Raw genomic sequence first — 23521 nt, forward strand, 5'->3', positions numbered from 1 at the left:
TGCTACCGGACCCCGTTCTTCGCCAGCAGGCGCCGGTATTCGTCCAGTATGGCTTCATCCTCTGCCGGGTATTCCGGCGCCAGCCTCGTCAGTTGGTCGGCCAGAATGGCCGCCACAATAGCCCGGGCCTCGGGTTTCCGGTCCCCCGGGATCATGAACCAGGGCGCCTCCGGAATGTGGGTGGCGGCCAGCGCCTCTTCGGCAAAACCCTCATAATCGGCTCGTTTTGCCCAGCCATCAATATCGGATTTATCGAATTTCCAACGCTTGCGAGGCTTGTCCAGTCGTTTGAGAAGTCGATGACGGTGTTCATCCTCGGAGAGCCTCAGCCAGATTTTAAGAATCGTCGTGCCTTCGCGAACCAGATGCCGCTCGAAGTGACGAATGGATCGGTAGCGGCCGGACCAGTCGTACTGCGCAGGATCCAGAACCGGCCAGACCCGCTCGCCAATAACCGCCTCGTGATGGCTGCGGTTGAAAGCGACCATTTCACCAAACGCCGGCAGATAGGGTGTGACCCGCCACAGGAAATCGTGGCGGGCTTCCAGCCCCTGCGGGCGACTGAAGGACCAGGCATGAAATCCGGCCGGGTCCGCATAGGTCGAGAGCGTGCGAATAAGGCTGTCCTTGCCGCTGGTATCCGGTCCGTGAACCACAACCAGTAATCCCTTCCGCCGGTTGGCCCAGAGTCGACGCTGGTATTCACCGATGGTCTCCAGACTGTCCTGCAGATCCGGCAATTCCGAATCCTCGGGCGCCAGGGTGGGATAGTCCCGGAATCGGGGGCGCTCGGGGTCGTAACACCAGTTTTCGGCAAAGGCCGTCATTTCCATACGTGCTATTCCTATGGGCTTGATGTAGGTCACCTTTCGCACAACCTGCTAGAATTGCGCGATCAAGTTCCCAGAATAGCAGCCCGGACGCGGGTTGCGATGGAGTTCACCCGGAGTAATGAGCAAGAAGCGTCGCGAGATCCCCGTTTTCGATCATCCCATCATCGAAACCCACTGCCATCTGGACTATCTCAAGGACCGCCCCCTCGAGGAGACCCTGGCGGAGAGCCAGCGGGTCAATATCGAGCGTGTCATCACGATCGCGGTGGCCCCGGACAATCTGGCGAAGGTCCGCGAACTCAGCAACGTGGCACCCTGGGTCTATGGCACTCAGGGCATTCATCCCCACGAGGCGGAAACCTACACGGATGCGGTAGAAGAAGAGATTCGCCAGCATGCGGGCGACGAAAAGATCGTGGCCGTCGGCGAAATCGGCCTGGATTATTTCTATGACAATGCCGATCGTGAGGTACAGCGCGACGTCTTCCGACGCCAGCTCCAGCTGGCCTGTGACGCCGACCGGCCGGTGGTTATTCACAGTCGCGAAGCGGACGAGGACACCATCGCCATCCTCAAGGAGTTCGAGAACAGCCTTACGCGGCGCGGAGTGATCCACAGCTTCACCTCCGGCCCGGGGCTGGCCAAGTACGCCCTGGACCAGGGCTGGTGCCTGGGGTTCAATGGCATCACCACCTTCAACAAGGCCGAGAACGTCCGTGACATCGTGCGCATGTCGCCCATTGAGCAGATTCTGCTGGAGACCGACGCGCCATTTCTCACCCCGGTGCCCTACCGGGGTCGTGAAAACGCGCCCTTCTATCTCCCGTTTGTGGCCGAGAATATCGCGACGGTCAAAGATCTGCCGCTGGAGCAGGTGCTGAGCCAAACCTACCTGAATAGCCTAAGGACGTTTTTTTCCGAACGATGATCAAACGCATACCGGTTTCGGCCCTCAAGGTCGGGATGTACATCACCGACCTGAACAACGACTGGATTCCTCACAACACCCAGCGCAAGCGGGGTTTTATCAAGCGCGAAGAGACCATCGAGAAGATCCGTCGGATGGGGGTGACATTCATCTACATCGATACCGAACGGGGTCTCGATACCCAGGATGCCGAAACCGCCGCCGAAGTCGACCGCCGGAACGAGGCCGCCCTGCAGCAGGCCGGCGAAACCCGGCCCGGCCTGAAAGCTGCAACGCCCATGCAGGAAGAAATCGTCGTTGCCCAGCAGATCCACTCCCAGGCGCAGGGCCTGGTGGGCAGTTTCCTCAACAACGTAAAGGTCGGTACTGCGGTGGACGTGGCGCCGATCCACCAGCTGGCCGATGAATTGCAGAACTCGGTGCTTCGAAACGCGAATGCGCTGAGTTGCCTCGGTCGGATACGGGAGAAAGACAACTACCTGCTGGAGCACTCCGTCAATCTCAGCGTGCTCATGTCGCTGTTCGGAAACTTCCGGAAACTGTCACCCGACGTCCTCCACCAGACGATTGTCGGTGCCCTGCTCCACGACCTGGGCAAGATCCTGACCCCCGATGACATTCTCCACAAACCCGGCCGCCTGACCGCCGAAGAGTTCGAGGTGATGAAGCTTCACGCCCGGCATTCCCGGGACATCCTCTCGAGCACGGAAGGTATCGGTGAGATCACTATCATCACGGCCGCCCAGCACCACGAAAAGCTGGACGGCAGCGGCTATCCCGAAGGCCTGAAAGGCGACGAAATATCCGAATACGGCCGTATGGTCGCCATTACCGACGTGTACGATGCCATCACGTCCGACCGTGTCTACCACAAGGGCATGACCCCGACCCAGGGGCTGAAAAAGCTGCTGGAATGGAGCGGTGAGCATCTCGATCCGGTACTGGTCAAGCAGTTCATCCGGTGCCTGGGACTGTACCCCGTGGGCTCACTGGTTCTGCTTGAGAGCGGAAGGCTGGGAGTGGTCGTGGAAACCAACGATCACGATCAACGTCTGCCAGTAGTCCGCCTGATGTACCACACCCGTTTTCGCATGCCGATCCCGGTTGAAACCCTGGACCTATCGAAGCCCAACGTCCAGGACCATATCATTCGCGCCGTCGACCCGGACGATTATCACATCGACATCCGTAAATTCCTGATTTGAGTCAGCGGTGGTCCGCCCGTAGTCTGCTATTCTCGGAATACTACAACGGTCACGACACCCGCTTTCCATGATGGCATCCCTTTTCCAGATTCTCGGTGGCCTGGCGCTGTTTCTCCTGGCCATGGAAATGATGACGGACGGTCTGAAAAGTGCCGCCGGACATCATCTGCGTCATATGCTGGGAAGCTGGACCCGTACGCCACTGCGTGGCCTGGCTGCGGGTTGCCTGATTACCGGCCTGGTGCAATCCTCGGGCGCCGTGACCGTGGCTACCCTGGGATTCGTCAATGCCGGCCTGCTGGGGCTCGGCCAGTCCCTGGGCGTGATCTTTGGGGCCAACATCGGTACCACCGTCACCGCCTGGCTGGTCAGCCTGATCGGCTTTGGCTTCAACATCGAAGCCATTGCGCTTCCGCTGTTGACCTGCGGGGTGGCCCTGAAACTGATCAGCAATCGTTCGCGGGTCCAGTCACTCGGACAGGCCCTGGCCGGCTTCGCCCTGTTTTTCCTGGGCTTGTCCATTCTGAAAAGCTCCCTGGAAGGTTTCACCGCAGGTTTCGACAACCAGCACCTGCTGGCCAATGCCTACGGACTGCCGGCCTGGCTTCTGACCGGCTTTCTGGCGACCGTGCTGACGCAATCCTCCAGTGCCGCGCTGGCCATTGTCCTGACCGCCGCGGCCGGCGGACTGATCCCGCTCAACAGCGCGGCTGCGGCAGTGATCGGGGCCAACCTGGGATCCACCTCCACGGCAGCGCTCGCCGCCATCAAGGCAACCGCCAACGCCCGACGACTGGCCATCGGCCATATCCTGTTCAACGCCATGACCGGAGTCGTCGCCCTGCTCATTCTTCCGATCATGCTCTGGGTGGTCGAACGGCTGGCAGACTGGCTTGATATGACGGCCAATGTTGCCGTCTCCCTGGCGCTGTTCCATACCCTGTTCAATGTCATCGGGGCCCTGATCATGCTGCCCCTGACACCTCGCTTTGCCTACCTGCTCAGCCGCCTGTTCCGGAGCCAGGAAGAAGACAACGCCGAACCTCGGCACCTGGACAGCACTCTGGTCACCACGCCGGAGGTCGCCGTGTCTGCCGTGGATCAGGAGATGAAACGACTGGTAGGCCTGACACGGGGGCTGCTGCGCGTGTGCCTCGACCGGGAAGACCTGACAGGCGCCCAGATCCAGCCCAAAGTGGAGGCCTGTCGCAGCCTCAATGCGGCCATCAACGAATACATATCGAGACTCCGGGCGGAAAAGATGCAGCCGGCCACCGTGGACGCCCTGACTGATACCATACGGGCCTGCCGATATCTGCTTGAGGCCACGGATCTGGCGGTTCAGTTGCTCCAGTTCCGGGATGCCCGGGACGATGTCCGGCTGGCGCCACTGGCCACCCGGATTGACCAGTACCTGGTGACCCTGAGATCACTGGTGGCCGCAGAAGGCCCAGCGCCGGAGACCTTCGAGCAGTCGGAAGTGCTCTACCACCAACTGAAATCCGGCCTGCTTGCGATGATTGTCCGAACCGAAGTACCGACATCGACCGGAGAAAGACTGCTCGATACGCTGAGCGGGATACGGCGCCTGGCCGACCAGTGGGCAAAATCGCTGGCCTGGCAGCCAGCAACGTCACGACTGAATCACTCCGAGCCGGACTCCCCCGCCCTGAACGCGCAATAACGATTGCGCCCGGTCTGTTTGGCCCGGTACATAGCCTGATCTGCCTGCCTCAAGAGCTGGTCACCATCCAGCTCTTCGGGTTGCGGGTAGTAGGTGTACCCCATGCTGGCCGAAACCCGGACCGAATGGCTGGCGACCCAGGTCGGTTTGGCGATGGCCTGGAGCAGGCGATCCAGCAGGGCCTCAAGAGCCTCAGTATCGCCGACATTGACTACCAGGGCGGCGAATTCGTCGCCACCCAGCCGTGCCAGGGTATCTTCTTCCCGAAGCTCCGCCCGCATACGGGTGGCGACATCCACCAGCAACTCATCGCCCGCCTGGTGACCAAAGGCGTCATTCACCGGTTTGAACTCATCCAGATCGATATAGACAACGGCCAGCCGATAGTCCTGGCGACGAGCCTGGGCCATCGCCTGCTGAAGCCGCTCGGCGAACAGGACCCGGTTAGGCAACTGTGTCAGCGCATCGTAGTGCGCCATGGTCCGAAGTTTCTCTTCCTGGGCTTTGAGCTTGCTGATATCGGAAAACAATCCGACGAAATGGGTCACGGAACCACTGTCGTCCCGTACCGGGCTGATGGTCAGGGCCGCCATGTAACGCTGGCCGCCCTGCCGCTTGCTGGCGAACTCTCCACGCCAGAACCCCTGCTGGAGGCAGCTTGAGAAGACCGCAGTGCCCTCGTCCAGCGGCAACGGAGGCAAACGCCCGATGGCCCGGCTGCGCACCCAGCCGGTAATTTCGGTATAGGCATCGTTAACGTCGATCACCATACCGTGGCTATCGGTGATGAATATCGCTTCCCGCGCATGCTCGAAGACACTGGCGGCGAGGCGCTGCCGTTGTTCGGACTCTTTCCGGTCGGTGATGTCATACCACGAGCACAGGATGAATGGCTCGCCCTCACCGGGTTCGTGAATCGGCGCCAGCGTCATATCCACCCAGACCTGAGAACCATCGGATCGCCGGAACAGCCATTCCAGTTGTTCCACGGCTCCGTCCCTGACGTGATCCAGCAAGGTGGCCAGTTTCGCGCTGGACAGACTGCCATCGGGCTGCAACCGGGGTGAGAAAGCAGCGATGTCCTTCCCGATCAATGACAGTGGCGAACTGAACTGAAGCAGATCAACCGCAGCGCGGTTGCTGTCCATGAACACGGAATCACTGAGCGTGAGCATGGGCTGCGGCCAACTCAGGATCAGACGTCGCAGCCTTTTTTGCTCCTTTCCCAGCTGACGCTTTTTCCGTCCCAGCCAGAGTGCCGTCATCACAAGCATCAACAGCAAAACCGATACGGTAATTACCCAGAGGCGGTATTGCTCAAACACTTCCGTCCAGGCAACCCGCGGCACTTGATCGTAGGGCGCAACCCGCAAGCTCCGGGCCAGGGCTTCCACCGAATGGTAATCCGCCGGGGGCGAAAAGCCGGAGATGCCTGCTGCAAGGGCTGCAGGATAGGTGTCCTCAATGGAAAACAGCGCCGAGGCGAACCGCCGAACGATTTCGTCATCCACGTGGGGCAATGCGGCCATGGGCCACTCCGGGTACAGACGGGTTGAGACGACGAAGGGAAAACCTTTCAGATCCTGGCGGTTCACGACATGTATGCGGTCAGCCAAGGTGGGATCTTCGGCCTCCAACTGCTCAAGAATCCCGGATCTGACGAATCCTACATCCGCATCCCCGGCCAACACCGCGCGAACCACCCGGTCGTGTGTACCTACCAGTTTGAAACGGTTTTCCCGACGGGCATCCACGCCGGCATTTTCCAGTTCAAAAAGAGGCGCCAGGAAACCGCCCAGATAGTCCATACCCGGTGTGGCAACGGTCTTGCCCGCGATATCCGCCAGTGTCTGGATATCATCGCGGCCCGCTTCCGTGAATATTACCCCTCCGAGACTCGAGGTTGCCGTCTCGCCCTCTTTGCGAACGAGGGTGGCCAGAACACCCGTCAGGCTGCGCTCACTGCGAATAACCAGAAAATGACTGGGATTGGTCATGAAAAAATCAAGCTGGTTGGCCGCCAGGGCGCGATCCATCTCATCTTGCGTCAGCACTTCCAACTGGATGGGGATACCAATCCGCCCAGACAGGTAGTCCGCCAGCGGCTGGTAACGGTTGGCTACGATCGAATCCGGACGATAGGCGAGGATCCCCAGCTTCAGGGAACTGACTGTCTTTGCCAACGCCAGGCATGGCGGGGCCAGAGACGCCAGAGTGACAATCAGGAACACCATGATCGCGCGTTTCATGAGGCGTCTCCGGGCAGGAAGGCGTCATTGCTGAGCACAGGCGTCGTCAGTGCCCGCGACATCAATCCCTCGCCCAGCAGCAAGCGGGACAGGTGCCGGGCAACCGTATCGATACGACCATTGGTCTCGAGATACCGACGATTGGCGGCCAGATCGGGCAGCATGACCGTCGCCAACGCCGAACGGACATCGTCTGGTGAAACGCCCTGACGGGCAGCTACCCGGTAGACCGAGTCATACATGTTGCGAACAAGGTAACGCAACCCGGAAAAGTGGGCCTCCAGGAGATCTGACACCACCTGGGGGTTCGACCTGGCCTCTTCACGGGTCACAACCAGCACGTCGAAAATGGTATCCGGCACCATACTGCTGTCAAATAGCCGCTCTCCGCCGGCGTCTTCCAGAAGCGAGGCGACAGGTTCATAGCACACCGAGGCGTCTACCTCATTCCGCTTCCAGGCATCGAGGTGTTCATCCACCGGCAGGTCCACAATGACCACCTGTTCCGGGGCAATGTCCGCCCTGTCGAGAATGGTCAGTAGCAGGGTGCCGGAAACACCGCCAAGTTCCGTGGCGATGCGCTTACCCCGCAGCTCGTCAATCGAATGGATATCCGGCCTGACGATGAGCACATCCGCTCCGGCCGACACATCGGCAACGCCCACCACATACAGCTCCGGCCCTTCGACATGCACCCGGATCGCCTCATCCAGCGTCAGGGCCGCACCGGCCAACGTGCCGGACTGAAGTCTGTCGATCGAATCCGCCGACGACTGGCCTTTTATCAACTTTACGTCATCGCTGAGCCAGCCAAACTCCTCAGCCAGGTACAACGGTTCGTAGCCAATCCAGGGGTGAAGACCAAATTGGAGGGGTTTTCGGCGGGAACAGCCTCCAAGCCCGGAGACTGCCAGACCCGCGGCAAGGGAAAGACCGATGAATTCGCGTCGGTGCATGCGGGCGTGAGATCCTTGTACTTCGGGAAAGCTGGTGGCTGCATTTTGAACGATAGTCTATCGCGTCCGGCAGAGGCCACCAAATTTATCCCGGAATTGCACCAGATCAATTATCCGCCCAGGGCCAGGAAAACGCCCATCAGAACGGGCGAAAGAAAGGAAAGCAGAAAGCCCGAGGCAATCGCGACCGGAACACAGGCCAGGCCGCCACTGTTCTTGATGACCGGCAATGTGAAATCCATGGCCGTGGCACCACCATAACCGATCGCCATTGCAGGCCGGGACCGGATGATGACCGGGATCACTGCCAGAGCAATGATTTCCCGAAGCACATCGTTCAGGAAGGCCACGCCTCCCCAGGCCGGCCCCAGGGCATCGCCCACCACGATGCCAGACAGGGAATACCAGCCAAACCCGGATACCAGGGCCAGCACATCGTGCCAGGGCAGGTCCAGAACCGGCATCAGCAACAGCCCTGCAACCAGGGAACTGGCGGTAACCGCCAGGGCCATACCCAAACCGAAGCGATTGACCAGCAAACGACGCAGGGAGAGCCCTGCATTACGAAGCTGCAAGCCAATCAGGAACAGCAACAGCATCAATGCACCGGTGGCCACCTGATCAACCATGGGCAGGGCAGGCAGGAGGAAAAATCCGGCCAGAAGCCCGGCAACAACCGCCATCAAGGGTTTGAGCCCGGCGAGAAACAGGCGCCGATACCCCGCTGGACCGGCTTCTGTCGGCTCATCGATCGGCATCGGGTCCCAGCGATGACACAGCCAGAGCCCCAGCATATTGGCGGCCAACAGGGTCATAACCAGCAAACCAACCTGGCCAGCCATGTTTGCCAGTTGGTCAACCAGCCCTTCCATCTGACCCAGCCCCAGGCCGAGCAGCGCAAGAATGAAATAGACCAGAACCTCCACGGTGTGGTGGATGACGGTCATGGCACGCCGATTGGACAGGGACAGGGCAAAGCCAAGGAACAGCGGCGCCAGGATGAGCAAAGCTCCGGTCAGCATAGATGTCTCGATTCAGTGAAGTTTCTGGCCGGATTGATCTTGGACCAGGACCCAGGGCGCCACCACCACGGCCCATAATTCAGCATTGCGGTCGTACCAGGCGCGAGCCAGATCCGGGCTGACTTCGCCCACCAGGTCTTCGCGCATCCAGCTTTCAAACCGGGCCTTGTTGTCCTCGGTGAGCTCGGCGGCAACCTCCAGAAGGTCCAGCGCCGGCGCCACTCGGACAACGTTGCCACGGGCATAGTAGGTTTGCAGTTCGTGCCAGTGAATACGGGACGTTTCGAGGTTCAGCTTTGCTTTCAGTTCGTCCCGCGAGGAAGTTGCCATAGGTGCCTCTCGCTGCAAGATCAGAATCCGGGCGCAAGCCTACCGAAAAAGGCGCGTCGGCGCACCAGCCGGGGCACGCAAAGATCAGTTGTCTGCAAGGATATGACGGATCGTGTCGGCCAGCGTCATCGGATCAAACGGCTTGGGAATCACGCCGAGCGCACCCAACCTGAGATAGTGATCCACTTCGGATTCCTGGAGCCGTGCGGTCATGAAAATCACCGGCACATCCCGCACTCCCTGATCGTTACGGAGCGCCTGGAGGGTTTCGGGACCATCCATGCCGGGCATCATGACATCCAGCAGTACCAGGTCGGGCGCAAAACCGGGGGCCTCCAGCAAACCCGCTTCCCCGCTTTCGCAGGTCCGGACGGTGAAACCGCCGACATCCTCAAGCGCCAGCTCGGCAATGGCGCGGATATCGGGATCATCCTCGATATACAGGATACGGGCAGCCCGATCAGTTGGCAGAAGCATTGTCCGGGACCTCCTGCTGGTTGCTACCCAGGCCGAGCCGTCTCATCAGCCTCCGGCATTCGTCAGTCTCGGTTTTACCATCCGCCAGCAAAGCGGCAGTCCTCATCAGAAGACAATCCTCCTGTGTCGAACCATTCGGCAGGAAGTGAACGGCCCCGATCCTTTCACGCAGCTCCAACGCGAGGCGCCACTGGACTTTCAACTCATTGCCAAACGTTTGCGCCCACGTCCGGAGGCATTCCTCGGCCTCGGCTTCATCAAGGCTCCCACCCTGTAAAACGTATTCGTTCAACACCCTCAATACGGCCAGCTCGCCAACACGACTGAGCAATGCCGCCTTCTGAAACGCAAAGGGCGACTTTTTGAGACTCAGAGCCAGGCGCTGGGCCTCCTTCGAGATCGACAGCGTCATGTCCCGGTAGCGATCGGCGAGCATTTTCAAAACCGGACTTTGCATGGCGCCGGACACATCCAGCGACAGCGCCAGCACGTAGTTGAGCGCCATCGGTATACCGAGAAAGCTGATGGCATCCCTGAGGGTCTGGATGGGCTCTCCAGAACGCCTGAGCGATGCCCCATTGGACACATCGAGGAGGCGCGCCAGAATACCCGTCTGATCCCGCCAACGTTCGGCGAGCTGAGCCGGCGAGAGCTGATCCCGGCGCGTTATCAAGTCCAGGACTTCGGTGACGTCAATGGCCCCGGGCAGCTGAACAATATGGCCCTGGTAGCTGGCCAGCATCTCGACCGGCGTACGCGAAGACACACCATCATCCCTGACTTTCAACAACGCACTCAGGCGTTTATGGAGCACATCAACGTTGAACGGTTTGGTGATGTAGGCGCTTATTCCGTAGTGGGCCGCCTGCAACACGGAATCCCGGTCTGAACGCCCGGACACCATGACGATCGGCAAATCCTGATCCTTCGACCGAATGGTTTTCACCAGCTGAAGCCCGGAACCATCCGGGAGATTCCAGTCTGCCACCACCAGATCAAAAGACGAATCCTGCAGGGCCGCTCTGGCCCCACGCACATCCGGAGCCAGCGTTACCTGCATCCCCGGATGCAGCCCGACCAGTACCGTTTCGAGGAGCTCACCTACCAGCTCATCGTCTTCAATAATCAGGGATTTCAATGGGCCTCCTGCGGAGCATTCTGGGGCCCCGACCGAAAAACCGTAACGCCGTTTCTGCCATTGTACTTACGCCGATACAGTGCTGCGTCGGCGGCGTTGAGCGACTCGTCCGCCGTACTCAGCGCATGGATGGCAGCGATCCCGGCACTCAAGGTGACGTGGAAACGGTCCTGGCCAGCGGTAAATGCCAGTGCCGAGAAACTGGCGGCGATGTCTTGCATGACCCTCTCCGCGTCGTCGAGATCACATCCCGGCATGACGACCAGAAACTCCTCACCACCATAACGGCCAATCAGATCCGTTTCGCGCAACCGGTTGCGCAACAGATTGGCCAGCGATTTGATGACCGTATCGCCGACTACATGCCCCCAGGTATCGTTCACCGTCTTGAAATGATCCAGATCCAGCATCACCACTGCCGAGGTGCGTCCGTCACGACGACACCGCGCCACTTCCTGCTCGAGAGTCTGCTTGATCAATGAGTGTTTCAGCAGACCGGTCAGGCTGTCCTGATTCATGAGGTCCGAAAGCAGGCGGGCTCTCAGGCAACGGATCTGCACCGAGCGCACCAGATAATCATCGGACACCGGTTTCATGAGAAAATCGTCCGCGCCCTTGGACAGGGCATCCAACTGGATGTCCGGATCGTCCTCCGAGGACAGATATATAATCGGCAGACTCAGCCACTGCGCATCGAACCGGATCATGCGGGCCAGGTGGACCCCCGAATACCCATCCAGTTGCACGTCCATCAAGACCAGATCCGGACGGAATGCGGCCATATCCGACAACAGCCTGGTCGGATCATTGACGATCCGCACGTCAATGCCCGCCAGATGCAGCACCAGCCGGTAATGCTCTGCAAGATCCGGATCGTCTTCGACGAGAATCACCCGCCCCCGGGTACCCCGGGCCTGATCCGCAGACAGTTTTTCTATGCGCTCCACCAGCTCCGGCAGCTGTATCGGATCCGGGAAAAATCCCCGAGCGCCGTTTTCAGCCAACTCATATCGATTGTCAAAAGAATCGTGTCCACCGACTGCAAAAATCGGCAACCGGAGAATAGCCGGATCCGAACTCGAATTACGGACCGCCCGGACCTTGGGGACTTGCACCGGCGACGCCAGAAGCGCGACGACACCCGAGTTCTCGGCTCAATCAATCGCGTTCATCATGGCATCGACGGACACTTCCAGGCTATCAAATCCGTAACTCGACAGTTCCCGACACAGCAATGAGGCCCGATCTGTATCCTCATCCACGATCAGTAATCGTGCCTGTTTACCGTCAAGCGGGGTTCGGTCGAATACATTCGCCTTATCAAGAGATGCGTCATGCGCGCTGCTCGTTTGATGGCCAGCCAGTGAGCGGAGTACCTGAAGCCCGGACGACAGTTCCTCGAAAAGCCTTGCCTTATGTCCCGAATCAAGCCTGCTTTCATCTTCTATGCAGGCAACCGGTTTGAGGACCTTTTCCAGCGCGCGCGCCGCCCGCCCGACATCCGGCATACCAAAGGTTCCGGCCGAGCCGGCGAGGCGATGAAGGCGATGATACGCCGAGCAAAGTGCGCCACCGTCATCATCAGAAACCAAACGATCCGCTTCTTTCTGCAGACACTCCAGATCTTCGGAAAGCCGGACCAGGAAGCGCTCTTTCAATCTGGCCAGCTTGGCAGGCATGTCTGGTGCGTTGGTATACGGCAAACCACAATCTCCACGAGAACCGGATGTTCCCCACACAAAAAATCCACTAATCTTCGGTCTATAAAATCACGTTTCGCTGACCAACACTATTATCCTGAGGAACGAATTTGAAAAACCTCTCTCTGGGGAACCGGATCGTACTGATCACGATTGCCAGCAGCGTTCTGTCAGCGGCATTGCTCCTGGTGATCGCTTACCACCAACTGGTCGGTGATTTCGAAAAAGTACTGACGGATCGCCAAAAGCTCAAAACCCGTTCCTACGCTCTCCAGGTTGATCAGGATCTGCAAAAGCGCCTGAATGCGTTGGGAACATTTGCAGGGAAGCTTAGCAATGGCCAGACCCTGGTGTCCCTGTCCCAAATCAAACGTTCGTTTGAGCGCCAGCAGAAACTGACCATGCTTTTTCCGACAGGCCTGGTCGTCTTTGATGCCCGCGGCGTCGTCATTGCCGAAAATGTCCAGGTACCGGGCCGGGTCGGTACCTCCTATGCCGATCGCAGACAGATACAGCGGGCCATCAGAACGCACGAACCGGCCATCAGTCATCCGATCATCGGTCGCAAAACGGGTCTACCATTGTTGTCGTTTGTATATCCGATCGAAGGGGACAACGGCCGCTTGCTGGGTTTGGTGGGCGGCATTCTCAGCCTGACCACCTCGGGAATTCTCCCGCATCCGGAACTGGCGAACGACAGTGTGCTGTTCAACGTCCTCGACACCCAGAACTTCACCCAGGTGGACTCCCTGAAACCGGGCAAACCGATGCCGGATCTACCGCCCCCCGGTGAAGATCCATTGATCGACGCTGCGCTCTCGGGCATACCCAGCGGTGTCGTTCAGCGGCCAGACGGTGAACGCTGGATTTACGCCTCCCGGCATCTGGACCGGATTGGCTGGGTGCTGTTGAGGGCAGTCCCATACACACAAGCCATTGCGCCGGCCCGAACGTCTTTTATGCTGTATCTCGCTATCAGCCTGATTGCGCTGGTTCTGATCATCATCGTGGTGATCGCTCTCTCACGGGCGGCTACCCGCCCTCTGGAAAGCATGTCGAAGCGCATACGGCGGATGATGAAGCATCCCTCAGACAGGATTCGATTGCGGGAGACCGGACCTCCGGAAGTCCGGAATCTGGCCCGTGCATTTAACCAGTTAATGGCTGAGCGTGAGGCTCTGGATGCGCTGAAAGATCAATTTGTCTCGACCGTCAGCCACGAGCTGCGCACACCGCTGACTTCCATTGGCGGCTCGCTGAAATTGCTTGATGCCGGCGCTACCGGTCCACTGCCCCCGAAGGCAGGAAAGCTCGTGGCGATGGCACTTCGAAACAGTGAACAACTGCAGATGTTGATTTCCGACCTTCTGGATTTCAACAAAGCCGCGCAGGGTCAGCTGGTGGTCACGCCAGAGATCGTCAAGCTTGCCAGCGCCATGGAGGCTGCCTGTCGTGGCAACCGGACCACGGCGGCAACCCGGGGTGTTCAGCTCACCTACAAAGAAGACAGCGACCTCTGCGTCCGTGCCGACCCCTACCGCCTGCGGCAGATTCTCGACAACTACATCAGCAATGCCATTAAATTCTCCCCCCAGGGGGGCAGCGTGACAGTCTCTGCCGATACGGTCGATGACAACCGGGTTCGGCTAACGGTGTCAGACCAGGGCGAAGGCGTGCCGGAGCACTTCGTGCCGCGACTCTTCCAGCGTTTCTCCCAGGCCGAGTCACACACGGACAGGGCACGCGCAGGCACCGGTCTTGGCCTGGCGATCTGCCGGGAGCTGGCCACCCTGATGGAAGGCGAGGTAGGCTACTATTTCGACGGGGGCGCCCATTTCTGGGTCGAATTCCCCCTGATGCAACCGACAAGGGAGAACGACCGTGCAAACGCCTCCTTTGCCACCCAATGAAGCCGAGCGTCTCCGAGCGCTGGAACAGACCCGATTGCTGGATACCGCAGCAGAGGATCGTTTTGATCGACTCACCCGCATCGCGCGTCGCCTGTTCGACGTCCCTATTGCATTGATTACTCTCGTGGACCACGACCGGCAATGGTTCAAGTCCTGTCAGGGGCTTACAACGCCGGAAACCCCTCGCGCCATCTCATTCTGCGGCCACGCCATCCTCCATTCCGAGCTTTTTGTCGTGAACGACGCAGGTGAGGATGAACGGTTCCGTGACAATCCGCTGGTGACCTGCGAACCCCACATCCGCTTCTACGCCGGCGCACCTTTACACTCGGACGACGGCTACCGGCTGGGTACGCTCTGCGTTATTGACCGGAAACCGCGAGAGTTTGACCGGGAACAACGAATGCTGCTGCGGGATCTGGCCAGGAACGCGGAACGTGAAATCAGCCTGCGCCAGAGCGCCGAAACCTATCAACGACTGCGCCAGAGTGAGCGGCGGGCACGGGCCGCCATCGAGGGAACCCGTGTCGGTACCTGGCAATGGAACATCCAGACCGGAGAGACCGTATTCAACGAACGCTGGGCCGAAATCTGTGGTTACACCCTGTCCGAGCTGGAGCCGGTGGACATCCAGACCTGGCTCAATCTGGCGCACCCGGACGACCTGGAAGAATCTGAGGCACGACTGAACGCTCATTTTGAAGGCGCGACCGACGAGTATGACTGTCGATGCCGAATGCGACACAAAAGCGGCCGCTGGGTCTGGGTGCATGACAGAGGTCGCGTATTCGAATGGACCGCGGACGGCTCGCCGTTGATGATGTATGGCACCCACGCGGACATCACAGAGGAGATGCAAACCCTCCAGAGGATGGAACAGCAGAATCGGGCCCTGGGCATTCTCAACGATCTGGCCATCAACTCCGACGGATCTCTCAACGCCCGGGTCAGCCGCGCCCTGACAAAAGCGAGAGAATTTCTCGACCTACCGATTGCGATCGTCAGCGAAATCAATGGTGATGCCTACACCATACGGTGGGTTGAAGCGCCCGATGCCCCGGACATCACACCAGGGATCACACTCCCCGTGTCCCAGACATTCTGTTCCCTCCTGCTTGAGCACGGCAACCATCTGGCTATCGAGCACATGGGCAACTCCAGGTTCCGGCACCATGACTGCTACCGGCTGCAGGGCCTGGAAAGCTATATTGCCGCACCAATCCTGGTGGGAGGACAGCTCTACGGCACATTGAATCTTTCATCGCCAGAGCCCCATGGAAAGCCCTTTACGGAAACCGAAATCACATTCGTGACCCTCCTCGCCAAATGGCTCGCGAGCCAGATTGAGCCCCACATGACGTCACGGATCCTGAGCAAACTGGCCGAACAGGCACCCGGCGTACTCTACCAGTACCGGCAGTGGCCGGATGGTCATTCATCGTTCCCATTCGCAAGCACCGGCATGACCGACATCTACGATGTCACGCCTGAGCAGGTTGTCTCAGACGCATCCGTCGTCTTTGATCAGATACACCCGGACGACCTGCCCAGGGTAAGCCAGACCATCCAATACTCCGGCCAGGCACTGGAGATCTGGCAGTGCCAGTACCGGGTCCGGCACGGCGAGGACTGGAAGTGGGTGGAAGGCCGGGCAAGCCCCGAGCGCCTGCCGGACGACAGCATCATGTGGCACGGCTATATCGTCGACATTGACGACAAGAAGCGGACGCAACTGCAGCTTCAGGAGAGCGAAGAACAACTGCGCCGACTGTTCGAGCTCTCGCCTATCGGCATTGCCCTGACCGATTACCAGTCCGGCGACGGCCTCGCGGTCAACGAGGCCTTGCTGCGCCCGACCGGCTACAATCGAGAGTCCTTCCTGGCACTGAGGCTTGAGGATCTCATCCCTGAGGATTTTGACACCCTGCAGACAGAAGCACTTGAGGCACTGAGAACGACAGGACGTTTCGGCCCATTCGAGCGCAACATCGCCCGGGCTGACACCTCGACATTTCCAGCCCGGATTCAAGGCCTTCTGATTCATAATTCGTCGGGCCGCTCACTGATCTGGACCCTGGTCGAAGATATTTCAGAACGCCGGAAAGTGGAGCAGATGAAGAACGACTTCATTGCCACGATCAGCCACGAACTGCGAACACCGCTGACCTCCATCGCCGGCTCTCTCGGACTCATTGCCGGTGGGGCGCTTGGCGACTTGCCGGACAAGGTCAATCGTATGATCGCCATTGCAGCCAGGAACAGTGATCAGCTACGGCTGCTGATCAATGATCTTCTCGACATGGACAAACTGGTGTCCGGTCAAATGTCGATGACATTGGCTGATTATCCGGCCGGGCCGCTGCTTGAGCGGGTGATTGAACAATTGCACACATACTCAGTGGAACGGGGAGTGGAAGTGCGCCTGCATCAGGAACCTTCCGTGCTTATATACACCGACGCCTTCCGCCTGCAGCAGGCCCTGAACAACCTGCTGTCCAATGCAATCAAGTTTTCGCAGCAAGGCGGCATCGTCGATGTGTTGCAAAGTCAGCATGACGGGAAACTTCGGATTCGGGTGCGGGACCAGGGGCCGGGGGTACCTGAAGACTTCCAGCCACGACTGTTTGAGAAATTCGCGCAGGCACGCAGTCCCGATAGCCAGAGCCGGGGAGGTACAGGCCTTGGCCTTGCCATCACCCGTGAGATCATGGATCAGCTGGGTGGGCAGGTCGGTTTCCAGGCGGAACCAGGTGAAGGCACGGTGTTCTGGCTGGAGGTACCGCTGGCAGTCCCTGCCTGACACTCGTCAGAGACAAATAGAAAAGGGCGCCTCACGGCGCCCCTTTCACTTCTTCGGCTGCCCCACCGTTCAGGCGGATTTCAGCATCTCGCGGACCACATAGTGGAGGATACCGCCATGCTTGAAGTAGACCGCCTCGTTGGCCGTGTCGATCCGTGACTTGAGGTCACAGCTTTCAGTAGAGCCATCCTTGTACGTCACGGTCATGGTCAGGGTCTGTCCCGGCTCGATTTCTCCGGCAAGCCCCTCAATGGTGATGGTTTCCTCACCGGTGAGTTTCAGGCTCTTCCGGTCGGTTCCCTCGGGGAACTGCAGAGGCATCACACCCATGCCGATCAGATTGGAACGGTGGATCCGCTCGTAGGATTCCGCCACCACAGCCTTGACGCCCAGTAGCCGGGTACCTTTGGCAGCCCAGTCACGACTCGAACCGGTGCCGTATTCCTTACCGGCAATCACCACCAGCGGCGTGCCCTGCTCCTGGTATTTCATCGCGGCGTCGTAGATGGGCAATTGTTCGCCCGTGGGTACGAATTTTGTGTACCCGCCTTCCACGCCGTCGAGCATCTCGTTACGGATCCGGACGTTGGCAAAGGTACCGCGCATCATCACCTCGTGATTGCCCCGACGGGAACCGTACGAGTTAAAGTCCTTCGGCTGGACACCATGCTCCTGCAAATACTTACCGGCAGGTGTATCCGGCTTGAAAGAACCGGCCGGGGAGATATGGTCGGTGGTCACCGAGTCACCCAGCAGGGCCAGGATGTTCGCGTCCCGGATGTCCTCGATGGGGTCCGGCTCCTCGCTCATGCCCTCGAAGAACGGAGGATGCTGGATGTAGGTGGACTTGTCCGACCACTCGTACACCTTACTCTCCGGAACCTTGATGGACTTCCAGGTCTCGTCACCTTCAAAGACCTCGCCATATTCCGTGCGGAACATGTCGGTTTTTACTTTTTCCACCGCCTCGGCGATTTCCTGCTGGCTCGGCCAGAGATCCTTCAGATACACCGGATTACCGTCGCTGTCTTTGCCCAGCGGATCTTTGGTCAGGTCCAGCCGGACGTTACCAGCCAGCGCATAGGCCACCACCAGCGGGGGCGACGCCAGCCAGTTGGTTTTCACCAACGGATGCACACGGCCTTCGAAGTTCCGGTTACCGGAGAGCACCGAGGCCACGGTCAGGTCGCCATCGTTGATGGCCTTCTCTACCTCATCCGGCAGTGGCCCGGAGTTCCCGATACAGGTGGTGCAACCGTAGCCGACCAGGTTGAAGCCGAGTTCGTTCAGGTCGTCCTGCAGACCGGCGACCTTGAGATAATCCGTCACAACCTTGGACCCGGGCGCCAGCGAAGTTTTCACCCAGGGCTTGGTAGTCAGCCCTTTATCTACCGCTTTCCTGGCGATCAGGCCGGCGGCCATCATCACACTGGGGTTGGAGGTATTGGTACAGGAGGTAATCGCAGCGATCACCACCGCACCCGGATCCAGGCGGAACTTCTCACCGTTCATTTCCACCTGCTGGCTGGCGTGATGCTCATAGCTGTCCTCCACGCCAACGGCAGTCTGGCCACCTTCGGATTCGAGATTGCTCTCGCGCGTCGCGCCCGCACCTTCGGCCGTTTCCATCAACAGTTCAAAGGAAGCCTTCATATTCTTCAGGGCCACTCGGTCCTGAGGGCGCTTCGGCCCTGCAAGGCTCGCCTCGACATCGCCCATGTCGAGCTCCAGCGTATCGGTGTATACCGGCTCGTGACCCGGCTCACGCCAGAGGCCCTGGGCTTTGGCATAGGCCTCCACCAGTTCGATCTGTTCGTCGTCGCGTCCGGTCAGGCGCATGTACGTCAGTGTCTGGTCATCGACCGGGAAGAAACCGCAGGTAGCGCCATACTCCGGTGCCATGTTGGCGATGGTAGCCCGGTCCGCCACCGGCATGTCTTTCAGGCCGTCGCCATAGAATTCGACGAATTTGCCAACCACACCTTTCTTGCGCAGCATCTCGGTGACGGTCAACACCAGATCCGTGGCGGTGATGCCCTCACGAAGCTTGCCGGTGATCTTGAAACCGACGACCTCGGGAATCAGCATCGACACCGGTTGTCCGAGCATCGCGGCTTCGGCCTCGATGCCGCCGACGCCCCAGCCCAGAATACCCAGGCCATTGATCATGGTGGTGTGGGAATCGGTCCCGACAAGGGTATCGGGGTAGGCAACGGTTTTTCCGTCCACGTCCTTCTGCCACACGGTCTTGCCCAGATACTCGAGGTTCACCTGGTGGCAGATACCGGTACCCGGCGGCACAACCCGGAAATTGTCGAAGGCCTGCTGCCCCCAGCGCAGGAACTCGTAACGTTCCTGGTTCCGTTCCATCTCGATCGCAACGTTATCCTTGAACGCAGACGCGTCGCCGAATTTGTCGACCATCACCGAGTGGTCAATCACCAGATCCACCGGCGACAGCGGGTTGATCAGGGAAGGATCCTTGCCGGCCTTGTTGACGGCTTCGCGCATGGCCGCAAGATCGACGACCCCCGGAACCCCGGTAAAATCCTGCATGAGAACCCGTGCCGGGCGATACTGGATTTCGGTGTCAGAATGGCGCTGCTTGAGCCACTGAACCATCGCATCGATGTGGGAACGGTCGACCGTGGTCCCGTCCTCGTTACGCAGAAGATTTTCCAGAAGAACTTTTAGGGAGAATGGCAACCGGTTCAGGTCACCGAGGGATTCGGACGCTTTCGGCAGGCTGAAGTAGTGGAACGTCTTGCCACTGGCTTCGAGCGTGGAGAGCGTATTCAGGCTGTCTTTGCCTAGACTGTCGTTTGACATGTGGTGCCTCCTTTTCGTCGTAATCCGAGCATTCCGGAAGGCTGTCCGGGAACCTTTTCATCAGCCCTGCTGTGCCTGTTGCCCGGAAATTGAAGGCAGACTGATGGAAAGACTCCGGAAAGTGAAGTCACCTATAACTATTGCACCGATTAACCAGAGTTCAACCGTGGGCCGGTGAATACCGGGCATTCGTCCGCTGAATACCCGGCATTCCCCGTGCCTGACGAATCAGGCAGTCCGATAGTCCCGGACGAGGGATTCGACATCCAGAATGGTACTTTCGAGGCGCTCGGCCATGGTTCGGGTAGTCTCCGCTTCCCCGACAATGTCCGAGTTGCGGCTGGCCACCCGCTGCACACTCTCGCTGATCTGCGACGATGCAACGGCCTGCTGCTCCGACGCCGAGGCGATCTGCTCGTTCATGCCGTTGACGTCAGCAATGGCGGCCTCAATCCTGGCGATGGCGTCCACCGTCTGTCGGATGGAGCGGGTGGTTTCCGAGGAACGGGTCAGGCCCATATCAATGGCGGCCAGAGCCGCCTCGGCGGAACCACTGAGTTCTTCAACGGTTGATCCGATTTCCCGGGTGAACTCCTGGGTCCGCCTGGAAAGGTTTCGGACTTCGTCGGCCACGACTGCGAATCCCCGCCCGTGTTCCCCGGCCCGCGCTGCTTCAATCGCCGCGTTGAGGGCCAAAAGATTGGTCTGATCCGAGATGTCATTGATCGACGCCACGAAACTCTGGATCGATCCGACTTTTTCCACCAGGCGCTCAACGGTGCCGGAAGCATCCCCCAGAGTGCCATGGGTAGCTTCCGTCAGCTCCACCGCATGATCGGCCGTAGTACGGCCTTCCGAAGCCGCTTCCGACGCACGGCCGGCGGCTTCTGCAGCCAGTTGGGCGTTGTGGGCCACCTCCTGGATGGTGGCGGCCATCTGGTTGGTCGCGGCAGCAGCCTGGTCAGTCTGGCCGTGCTGATCCCGGATAATGCCACTGGTTTTTTCACTGACAGATGTCAGGTCGGCCGAACTGGTCTTCAGGTGAGTGGCCAGGTGCCGGACTTTCTCAATCAGCTCGCCGAACTGGGACATCATGTCGTTGAAGTGCAGTGCGGTATGGCTGCCGCCTTCACGATCGAGCCGGCCCGTCAGGTCCTTGCTGTCGCCAAACGACCGGACCACGGAAATGATCTGCAAGGCTTCCCGGCGCTCAGCCGCCATACGGATGGCAAAGAACACCAGTACGCCCGATTCGAAGACGACAAATGCAGCGTGCAGGAACGCCATGCCGAAAGTGGCACCGTGATTGAACAGCATCACCGGCATGCCCAGGAACTGAGCTCCGGACTGCTGCAGAGCCGTAAACACCAGATGGTGTACCGCAATCACGCCAGCCGCCGTGATGATCGGTAACCAGTCACGATAGGTAATCACGAGCGCCAGGGCCGCAAAAATGTGGAAGTGCATTTCAATCTCTCCCAGGCGGGCCTGGATCATCACAGCCGAGAAGGCCATCAGGCAAGCTGCGAAGATTGCGGAACAGGCGCGACTGCCCTGCAACATAAACCACGCACCGACCGCGACAAGTCCGATCAGCACGGATGCCCCCAGCGCAAACCCGCCGGTGTCGTGCCCAATGGGCACAATCAGGCCGACGACAGGAACGTGCGCGAGCAGGATATAAAGCAGGTATCGGTCACTGGCGAGCCGATCCTGCAGGGCAAAGGAGAGAGTTCGAGACCCAGACATTCAGTAATTCCTCATGGTAACCCGCGCGGATTATCGACGTCCCTGTGTCACAGGCAAATAGGTGCATTTCGCAATCGTTTAACCACGTATTCATACGCGACAGGTCTGACCCGGATCATCATTTGTTGTAACAGAAAGTAAGCTTTTCACCGGGAGCTTCCCGGGCTGTTAACCACGTAGCTGCGCGATGCCTCCTCATCTGTCATCATGAACGATCTGTATACTTCTGAAGGACCAGGACGCGAGCCCACCGTGAAGCACGATTGCCATTACCATCCCGGAGATCCTGCCAAATGGCACTGCCAGGCCTGCCAGATCCACTACTGCAGCCGCTGCATGCCAGACGCCGACAACCGGAACCGCAAGGCGTTTTGCCCGCACTGTAATCAGGCCATGCGCTATCTGGGCGCTGCCACGGAGGTGGTCCCCTTCTGGCACCGGGTTGGCGCGTTTTTCCGCTACCCCTTCCACACCGACCCCCTGATGGTGATCGCCATCTGCACCCTGGTGCCGGTGATTGCTCCGGCAAACCTCATCGGACTGATCATCTGGATTGTCCTGGCCCTGGCGCTGTTCAAATACACCTATGCGGTGATCACCCATACGGCGGAAGGCCATCTCAAACCTCCCCCGGTCTCGGTGGCCTTCACCGGAAGCGGTTTCGACATCGTGTTCCTGCAACTGCTGGTGTTTGCCCTGATGGGGGGACTGGTAAGTGCGGCCGCCATGCTCGGCGGACCGATTCTTATGATGCTCGCACTGGCGTTTGTGGTGCTCGCCATGCCGGCCAGTATCATGGTGCTGGCCATGGAACACTCCGTCGGCGCCGCCGTAAACCCGTTCAACCTGGCGTCACTGATTTCGCGAATCGGTACGCCCTATTTCCTGCTGTACGGTTACCTGATTCTGGTCACCCTGGCCTCGGGCGCTGCCCAGGATCTGGCACTGACGCATTTTCCACGCTGGTTGTCCCAGCCGCTGACCGGCTTTCTCAACAGCACCTTTACCCTGATCCTGTTCCACATGCTGGGCTATCTGCTGTTCCAGTATCAGGAGGAGCTGGGCTTTGCGGCGGACGTTCAGGAGTCGTCACCGACCGAACCCTCGGCCAAAGACCGAAGTCTCCGCTTCGATGCCGACCTTGATATGAACCTGAAGGACGGCAACTACGACCGGGTACAGTCGATGCTCAAGGAGGCCTTGAAGCGGGATTCACAGAATGCCCTGCGGATTGGTCAGTTGTACCATCTGGTCATGGCCCGACAGGACATCCAGGAACTGTACCGCTACCATCCGCGCATTCTCGGCTGGCTGGCCGATCGGAACGACGGCGAGGCCATCGCCGAAACCATCAGGCTATTGCAGGAAGCCGACCCGGTGTTCCGGCTGGACGACCCGGAGCTGTCGGTGCGCTGTGCCCGCGCGCTCTATTTGCGGGGAGAGTACAAAGTGGCATTGCGCCTGCTTCAGGACTTTCACAAGCGCTTCCCGGACAGCGATCAACTGGCACCGGCCTATCTGCTGGCTGCGCAGGCACTCGCCAATGGTCTGGGACAATGGGAGAAAGCCTCTGCCTTCCTGACGTTTGTGCAGAAGCGCTGCGCGGGGCATCCGCTTCACGAGCAGGTCGACACCTACCTGGAGCAGGCACGGCAGAAACAGCCCCTGAAAGGCCCGAAGGCCACGTTCGCGGTCTCCGAATAGCGCCGTT

General features: G+C 59.4%; 17 protein-coding genes. 6 read left to right on the top strand and 11 right to left on the bottom strand.

The window, feature by feature from the left end:
- Positions 1–2 precede the first annotated feature (2 nt).
- A complete protein-coding gene (locus tag MSNKSG1_RS13060; protein WP_008939754.1) occupies positions 3–833 on the bottom strand; it encodes a polyphosphate kinase 2 family protein in 831 nt (276 codons plus the stop codon).
- Positions 834–951: 118 nt separating this feature from the next.
- Between MSNKSG1_RS13060 and MSNKSG1_RS13065 the strand changes: the two genes are divergently transcribed.
- From MSNKSG1_RS13065 to MSNKSG1_RS13075, 3 genes are all read left to right on the top strand, one after another.
- A complete protein-coding gene (locus MSNKSG1_RS13065) occupies positions 952–1761 on the top strand; it encodes a TatD family hydrolase (protein WP_008939755.1) in 810 nt (269 codons plus the stop codon).
- The gene (locus MSNKSG1_RS13070) at positions 1758–2966 is read left to right on the top strand and encodes an HD-GYP domain-containing protein (RefSeq protein WP_008939756.1); all 1209 of its coding nucleotides are present in this window, start codon (positions 1758–1760) and stop codon (positions 2964–2966) included. The genes MSNKSG1_RS13065 and MSNKSG1_RS13070 overlap by 4 nt, the downstream gene beginning before the upstream one ends.
- Before the next feature lie 67 nt (positions 2967–3033).
- Positions 3034–4650: a Na/Pi cotransporter family protein gene (locus tag MSNKSG1_RS13075; RefSeq protein WP_008939757.1), complete on the top strand. Its 1617-nt coding sequence runs from the start codon at positions 3034–3036 to the stop codon at positions 4648–4650.
- On the opposite strand, the gene MSNKSG1_RS13080 is transcribed toward MSNKSG1_RS13075, so the two are convergent.
- The 8 genes from MSNKSG1_RS13080 to MSNKSG1_RS19460 all read right to left on the bottom strand — a co-directional run bounded on the left by MSNKSG1_RS13080 (position 4611) and on the right by MSNKSG1_RS19460 (position 12525).
- Positions 4611–6899 (bottom strand): diguanylate cyclase domain-containing protein, encoded by a 2289-nt coding sequence (locus tag MSNKSG1_RS13080; protein WP_008939758.1) that lies wholly within the window; start codon positions 6897–6899, stop codon positions 4611–4613. The genes MSNKSG1_RS13075 and MSNKSG1_RS13080 overlap by 40 nt on opposite strands.
- Complete coding sequence (locus tag MSNKSG1_RS13085; RefSeq protein ID WP_008939759.1) at positions 6896–7855, bottom strand: ABC transporter substrate-binding protein; 960 nt, start codon at positions 7853–7855, stop codon at positions 6896–6898. Before MSNKSG1_RS13085 ends, MSNKSG1_RS13080 begins: the two co-directional genes overlap by 4 nt.
- Positions 7856–7965: 110 nt before the next feature.
- Positions 7966–8877: a lysine exporter LysO family protein gene (locus MSNKSG1_RS13090; protein ID WP_008939760.1), complete on the bottom strand. Its 912-nt coding sequence runs from the start codon at positions 8875–8877 to the stop codon at positions 7966–7968.
- 12 nt (positions 8878–8889) lie between these two features.
- The gene (locus MSNKSG1_RS13095) at positions 8890–9207 is read right to left on the bottom strand and encodes a DUF2288 domain-containing protein (protein ID WP_008939761.1); all 318 of its coding nucleotides are present in this window, start codon (positions 9205–9207) and stop codon (positions 8890–8892) included.
- Positions 9208–9291: 84 nt separating this feature from the next.
- Positions 9292–9684 carry a response regulator gene (locus MSNKSG1_RS13100; RefSeq protein ID WP_008939762.1) on the bottom strand — a complete coding sequence of 131 codons (393 nt, stop codon included), beginning with the start codon at positions 9682–9684 and terminating at the stop codon, positions 9292–9294.
- Positions 9668–10822 carry a response regulator gene (locus tag MSNKSG1_RS13105; protein ID WP_008939763.1) on the bottom strand — a complete coding sequence of 385 codons (1155 nt, stop codon included), beginning with the start codon at positions 10820–10822 and terminating at the stop codon, positions 9668–9670. The genes MSNKSG1_RS13100 and MSNKSG1_RS13105 overlap by 17 nt, the downstream gene beginning before the upstream one ends.
- The gene (locus MSNKSG1_RS13110) at positions 10819–11937 is read right to left on the bottom strand and encodes a GGDEF domain-containing response regulator (protein ID WP_227498026.1); all 1119 of its coding nucleotides are present in this window, start codon (positions 11935–11937) and stop codon (positions 10819–10821) included. The genes MSNKSG1_RS13105 and MSNKSG1_RS13110 overlap by 4 nt, the downstream gene beginning before the upstream one ends.
- Positions 11938–11976: 39 nt before the next feature.
- Positions 11977–12525: an Hpt domain-containing protein gene (locus tag MSNKSG1_RS19460; RefSeq protein ID WP_227498027.1), complete on the bottom strand. Its 549-nt coding sequence runs from the start codon at positions 12523–12525 to the stop codon at positions 11977–11979.
- A 107-nt stretch (positions 12526–12632) separates the two neighbouring features.
- Here MSNKSG1_RS19460 and MSNKSG1_RS13115 point away from each other — a divergent pair, with 107 nt between their 5' ends.
- A complete protein-coding gene (locus MSNKSG1_RS13115) occupies positions 12633–14432 on the top strand; it encodes a sensor histidine kinase (RefSeq protein ID WP_008939764.1) in 1800 nt (599 codons plus the stop codon).
- The gene (locus MSNKSG1_RS13120; RefSeq protein ID WP_040886927.1) at positions 14404–17232 is read left to right on the top strand and encodes a GAF domain-containing protein; all 2829 of its coding nucleotides are present in this window, start codon (positions 14404–14406) and stop codon (positions 17230–17232) included. The genes MSNKSG1_RS13115 and MSNKSG1_RS13120 overlap by 29 nt, the downstream gene beginning before the upstream one ends.
- Positions 17233–17301: 69 nt before the next feature.
- Here MSNKSG1_RS13120 and acnA read toward each other — a convergent pair whose 3' ends face one another.
- Positions 17302–20061, bottom strand: coding sequence for an aconitate hydratase AcnA (gene acnA / locus MSNKSG1_RS13125; RefSeq protein ID WP_008939766.1), 2760 nt, complete (start codon positions 20059–20061; stop codon positions 17302–17304).
- A gap of 228 nt (positions 20062–20289) precedes the next feature.
- Positions 20290–21810: a methyl-accepting chemotaxis protein gene (locus MSNKSG1_RS13130; RefSeq protein ID WP_008939767.1), complete on the bottom strand. Its 1521-nt coding sequence runs from the start codon at positions 21808–21810 to the stop codon at positions 20290–20292.
- A gap of 252 nt (positions 21811–22062) precedes the next feature.
- Here MSNKSG1_RS13130 and MSNKSG1_RS13135 point away from each other — a divergent pair, with 252 nt between their 5' ends.
- The gene (locus MSNKSG1_RS13135) at positions 22063–23514 is read left to right on the top strand and encodes a DUF4013 domain-containing protein (protein WP_008939768.1); all 1452 of its coding nucleotides are present in this window, start codon (positions 22063–22065) and stop codon (positions 23512–23514) included.
- Positions 23515–23521 lie beyond the last annotated feature (7 nt).

The sequence above is a fragment of the Marinobacter santoriniensis NKSG1 genome (assembly GCF_000347775.1).
GTDB lineage: Bacteria > Pseudomonadota > Gammaproteobacteria > Pseudomonadales > Oleiphilaceae > Marinobacter > Marinobacter santoriniensis.

Bases quoted from the DNA above. Each gene is read 5' to 3' on its own strand.
- MSNKSG1_RS13070 (WP_008939756.1), top strand. From the start codon at position 1,758: ATGATCAAACGCATACCGGTTTCGGCCCTCAAGGTCGGGATGTACATC.
- MSNKSG1_RS13085 (WP_008939759.1), bottom strand. From the start codon at position 7,855: ATGCACCGACGCGAATTCATCGGTCTTTCCCTTGCCGCGGGTCTGGCA.
- acnA (WP_008939766.1), bottom strand. From the start codon at position 20,061: ATGTCAAACGACAGTCTAGGCAAAGACAGCCTGAATACGCTCTCCACG.
- MSNKSG1_RS13100 (WP_008939762.1), bottom strand. From the start codon at position 9,684: ATGCTTCTGCCAACTGATCGGGCTGCCCGTATCCTGTATATCGAGGAT.
- MSNKSG1_RS13080 (WP_008939758.1), bottom strand. From the start codon at position 6,899: ATGAAACGCGCGATCATGGTGTTCCTGATTGTCACTCTGGCGTCTCTG.
- MSNKSG1_RS13090 (WP_008939760.1), bottom strand. From the start codon at position 8,877: ATGCTGACCGGAGCTTTGCTCATCCTGGCGCCGCTGTTCCTTGGCTTT.
- MSNKSG1_RS13060 (WP_008939754.1), bottom strand. From the start codon at position 833: ATGGAAATGACGGCCTTTGCCGAAAACTGGTGTTACGACCCCGAGCGC.
- MSNKSG1_RS13065 (WP_008939755.1), top strand. From the start codon at position 952: ATGAGCAAGAAGCGTCGCGAGATCCCCGTTTTCGATCATCCCATCATC.
- MSNKSG1_RS13095 (WP_008939761.1), bottom strand. From the start codon at position 9,207: ATGGCAACTTCCTCGCGGGACGAACTGAAAGCAAAGCTGAACCTCGAA.
- MSNKSG1_RS13130 (WP_008939767.1), bottom strand. From the start codon at position 21,810: ATGTCTGGGTCTCGAACTCTCTCCTTTGCCCTGCAGGATCGGCTCGCC.
- MSNKSG1_RS13075 (WP_008939757.1), top strand. From the start codon at position 3,034: ATGATGGCATCCCTTTTCCAGATTCTCGGTGGCCTGGCGCTGTTTCTC.